The organism is Synechococcus sp. H60.3 (assembly GCF_047462295.1).
Lineage (GTDB): Bacteria > Cyanobacteriota > Cyanobacteriia > Thermostichales > Thermostichaceae > Thermostichus.
This window is the reverse complement of sequence record NZ_JANSIY010000044.1, coordinates 14,399-18,574: the sequence shown is the minus strand read 5'-3', so window position 1 is coordinate 18,574 and position 4,176 is coordinate 14,399. Positions and strand designations below refer to the sequence as shown.

The 4,176-nt window shown below is 59.2% G+C and carries 4 protein-coding genes, 1 tRNA gene, 1 other RNA gene and 1 pseudogene; 3 read left to right on the top strand and 4 right to left on the bottom strand.

What is annotated here, in order from left to right; translation table 11 throughout:
- The 4 genes and pseudogenes from NW841_RS06535 to ssrA all read right to left on the bottom strand — a co-directional run.
- A pseudogene (locus NW841_RS06535) lies at window positions 1–224 on the bottom strand (hypothetical protein); the annotation flags it as partial.
- A complete protein-coding gene (gene lpxD / locus NW841_RS06530) occupies window positions 214–1,245 on the bottom strand; it encodes a UDP-3-O-(3-hydroxymyristoyl)glucosamine N-acyltransferase (RefSeq protein ID WP_414385898.1) in 1,032 nt (343 codons plus the stop codon). The gene lpxD and the pseudogene NW841_RS06535, both read right to left, overlap by 11 nt.
- A gap of 15 nt (window positions 1,246–1,260) precedes the next feature.
- Window positions 1,261–1,779 carry a DUF4330 domain-containing protein gene (locus NW841_RS06525; protein ID WP_414385897.1) on the bottom strand — a complete coding sequence of 173 codons (519 nt, stop codon included), beginning with the start codon at window positions 1,777–1,779 and terminating at the stop codon, window positions 1,261–1,263.
- A gap of 122 nt (window positions 1,780–1,901) precedes the next feature.
- Window positions 1,902–2,299: a transfer-messenger RNA gene (gene ssrA / locus NW841_RS06520) on the bottom strand.
- 100 nt (window positions 2,300–2,399) lie between these two features.
- Here ssrA and NW841_RS06515 point away from each other — a divergent pair.
- From NW841_RS06515 to NW841_RS06505, 3 genes are all read left to right on the top strand, one after another.
- Window positions 2,400–2,471 (top strand) — tRNA-Lys (locus tag NW841_RS06515).
- A 71-nt stretch (window positions 2,472–2,542) separates the two neighbouring features.
- Window positions 2,543–3,562 carry an endonuclease domain-containing protein gene (locus NW841_RS06510; protein WP_414385895.1) on the top strand — a complete coding sequence of 340 codons (1,020 nt, stop codon included), beginning with the start codon at window positions 2,543–2,545 and terminating at the stop codon, window positions 3,560–3,562.
- 21 nt (window positions 3,563–3,583) lie between these two features.
- A partial coding sequence (locus NW841_RS06505) for a hypothetical protein (RefSeq protein ID WP_414385894.1) occupies window positions 3,584–4,176 on the top strand: 593 nt, incomplete at its 3' end.

Genomic DNA, 4,176 nt, shown 5'->3' with positions numbered 1-4,176 from the left:
TTGCGATCCTGCCAGAGGCGGGTGAGGCAGCTCACCAGAATCAAAAGCTGCAGGGCGTGGAGGGAGTGTTCCATTTCGGGTTCATCGCTGAGCAGCCCCTGGGCCGAGGGCATGAGCTCCGCCAGTTGCCGGCGGGTGAGGGGAGTGTTTTCTTGGGCTAGGCGGTGGGGGCAAGCAAGCGAATTGGCTATCAGCAGGCTAACCCTTGATCCCCTATCTCCCACTGTTTTGCTCCAACTTGGCTACCCGCGCTTCCAGCTTGCGCAGGGCCCGCTGCAGCTCAGGCAGGTGCCGTTGGACTGCTATGCTCCTACGCCATTCGGCAATGGGTTGGTGGGGGTAGCCGGCTACTGTTTGGCCAGGAGGAATGTCGCTGGTCACCCCTGTTTGGGCGGCCACACGCACGCCATCGCCAATGTGCAGGTGCCCCGCCAAGCCACATTGCCCGCCCAAGATGACGTGGTGGCCCAATTGGGTACTGCCGGCAATGCCCACCTGGGCGACGATCAAGCAGTGGGATCCCGTGCGCACACCGTGGCCAATCTGCACCAGGTTGTCGATCTTGGTGCCGCGGCCAATGCGCGTCTCGCCAACGGCAGCCCGGTCAATGGTGGTGTTGCTGCCCACTTCTACGCCGTCTTCCAGCACCACCCGGCCCGCCTGCGGCATGCGCCGCCAGGATCCATCAGGGAGAGGAATGTGGCCAAAGCCGTCGTCGCCAATCACGGCGCCGCTGTGGATGAGGCAATCGTCGCCAATCTCCGTGCGTTCGTGGATAACGCAGTTAGCCAAAAGCTGACACCGGGATCCAATCCGCACGTGGGGGTAGATGGTTACGTTGGGGTGGATCTGGGTGTAGTTGCCAATTTTCACCCCTTCCATCACCACCACATGCGGCCCAATGGCTACCCTCTCCCCCAACTCCACACTGGGATCGATCACGGCTGTGGGATGGATCCCGACGGGCAGGCGGTAGGGTTGGTAAAACAGCTCGATGGCCTGGGCAAAGAGCAAGCGCGGATCTCTGCCCCGCAGGCAGGGGATGGGGCGGGGCAAAACTACAGATTCCCCTACGATGACGGCGCTGGCTTGGGTTTGCTCGAGGAGGGGCAGGTAGCGGGTCTCACTGAGGAAGCTCAGCTGGCCTGGGCGAGCTTCTGCCAGGCTGGCCACGCCGTGGATCTCCAGGGTGGGATCCCCCTCGTAGGTGCATCCCAATCTTTGGGCAATCTCCTGTAGCTGCATTAGGGTGGGGGTTCTCTACGATTGCAGCAGCCGCACCTCCATCACGGTGCCGCGCAAGTTGTAGCTAAAAGTCTCCAGCTCCAGGGGAACGCCAACTTTGACGCGGTTGTTGCCCAGGACAATGCCATTTTCCGTCTTCTGGGCCCGCCCCCGCAAGGTAAACACCAGATCAAAACGATAGGGCTCGGGGTCAGGCAAGTTTTCAACCCGTCCATCCGGAAAAACTACTGGCACAGTGCGGCTGACATTTTCTATCCGCACCACCTCCACCTGGCCGTAGGGTTGGTTGCGGATGATCAAGTCAGCCTTCTGACCCACTTGAAAGGGTTCCAGGGATCGGCTGCTGACCCCCCGCACGATCATATCCACTTCCACTGGCAGCGTGGGGCCACCCCCCACCTGGACGACGCTGCCCGCCTGCCGCCCTGGGAGAAACAGGACAGCCACAATCGCCGCCACCACAATTGCCAGCGCCCCTAGATCCAGAAGGCTGACCTTTCCCAGAAGACGCCCCCGTTCATCGATGAGCCGCATGGCTCTCTTTTCTCCAATTCACTGCCCTTGATTGTAGGGCACAGCAATAGCAGCTCCTCCGCCCGCAAAGCCGGTTGAGGTTGGATCCACCTCTAGAGGAACTCAGAAGCCCCGCTTGTAGAAGATGGAGCTGACGGGAGTCGAACCCGTGTCCGAGATGGGTACTGGGGGTTCACTCCTTCACAGGCTTAGCCTCTCTGACCCTCGAGGCGGGGATCGCCGTTTAGATCCCGGCGACGGGAGGTCTCCGCCTAAGCTTAGTCTCTCCCTCGACGGAGCGGGAGAAGAGAGCTGCACCCGTTGGGGTTATAATCCGCCCACTTAACGGGGTCGTGGGAGGATCCTCGAGCTCAGGGTAATTCTTTACTGAGCCTTAGGCAGCCAGAGCAGCTGCTTTACGAGCAAAAGGTACGACGTTGTTCGCACGTACTGTGTTGAGCCTGGTGGTAACGGGATAAGCTCAAGCCCGACCTGCATCATGAACCCTTGTTCGCCACCCCGTCGAAACCGTTACAGCCCCAGGGTTTGGCTAAACCTAGAATAGCAAAATCCTTGGGGATCTGGCTAGAGCCTCTGTTAATATAACAAAAGTTGTGTTACTCTCTAAGAACTGAAAACTTGGGTCGGTAGCTCAGCGGTAGAGCACTCGGCTTTTAACCGATTGGCCCAGGGTTCGAATCCCTGCCGACCCAGCTTTCGATACTGTTGCTCCCTCGGCCTGTCCCGAGGCAGGATTTATAGAAAGGCAGGGGGGAAGGGCGAGGTGGCCGTTCTTTCGTGGCCAGACCTGGGCAAAGAGGGGGAGGTAAAGCTGTTGCTGGCGCCGTCCGTGGAGGAGGCGCTGGCAATTTTGGCGGAAGAGGCTGAAACTCGGGAGACGGTCTTTGTCTCCAAGCTTTGGCACCGAATTCCGGCCCAGGATGTCATCCTTGACGAGTGTCTGCAGGTGCTGGCGGAGGTAGCTTTATCCCTCTGGCCCTATTGGTATGGAGAAAAGTTTGAGCCGGGCAGAACGGCAGAGGCCCAGGTTCTCAATCGCCTCCGCGCCCGAGAGCTGTCTGCAAAACGGGATCCCGCTATTTCCAGTAGCTGGCTCAGGGCAGCAATGCACTTGTGCCAGCAGCAACGCCTGCCTGTGGTGCCAGGGATCCAGCGGGCAATCCAGGTGCAGCAACTGGCCAAGGCCATTGCCCCTCGCGAGCTAACCTTGGCTTTAGCAACCGATGAGCCAGAGCCGGCGCCCAGCTACCTCCTCGGCTTGGCCAAGGCCGCTACCTGGTTGGCCGACCACAGTCAAGCACGGCTAGTGCTGGTGGTGCCGAGTGCTTTGGCCGCTCACCCTGAATTGGCTTCCGTGAGCTACGGCGCCCTCCAGTTGCCGCTCCCGGAGAGGCGGGAGGAGTTCGACAGCTCGGTGCAGGTGGTGGTGGGTTGCAAGGGATCCCCTCACCCCTTTAGCCTAGCAGAGAAGAAGCTAGCCGAGCGGGTGGCAGCGGACCCGCAGCTCAAGGATCTGCTAGAGTTTAACCAAGTGTTACAAAGTGTAACCGGGCAATCCTTTCGAGCAGATCTCCTTTGGCGGGAGGGCAAGGTGGTGGTGGAAGTGGACGGGCCAGAGCACTGCAGCCGAGACCGCTACTACCAGGATCGCCTGCGGGACTACCAACTGCTGATTTCCGGCTACTTGGTGTTGCGGATCCCCAACGATCTGGTGATGAGCGACTGCGAGCGGGCGGTGGAGATGATCCGCAAGGTAATTCAACAGCAACGGAGCCGGCTTTGAGGCGAGTTGGAGAGTGAGAAGATGACCTCTTTGTTGCCCAAGAGCGAAATTTTGCTCTGGAAGCTTCTGCTAACGGGGGAAGAACCGGCCAAGTCCCAACTGAAGCCAAAGCACAGCGCCAAGGAGCTCAAGCTGCTGGAGGAAAGGGGCCTCATTGAATACAAGACCACAGTTGAAAAGGGAAGGAAAGTAGCTCGGCTTGCACTAACTGACAAGGCCTGGGACTGGGCCTCCACCACACCTCCAACGGCCATTGCCCGTTCCAAGTCACCGGAGGCAGCAGTTGTTTTGCAAAAGGTCTTGGAAATTTTGGTGGACTACGTGCAGCGGGAGAGCGTTCCCTTGGCCCATGTCCTCAAGCCAGCCGGCTCTGGCCAACCCCCTTCCGATTTTGGCCAAGCGAAAGTCGATCCCGCCTTCCTCGAGAAGGTCTTTCAAACTTGTGAGGAGATGGGAGGACGCCACTCCCGGGTTTACCTATCAGATCTGCGCCAAAGATTTCCCCAGGTGCCACGCCAGCAATTGGATCAGGCTCTTGTGGCTTTAGATCGCCAGACCAAGATTGTATTGATGCCTATTGACGATCCCTTATCTATCACTCCCGCAATCGAGGC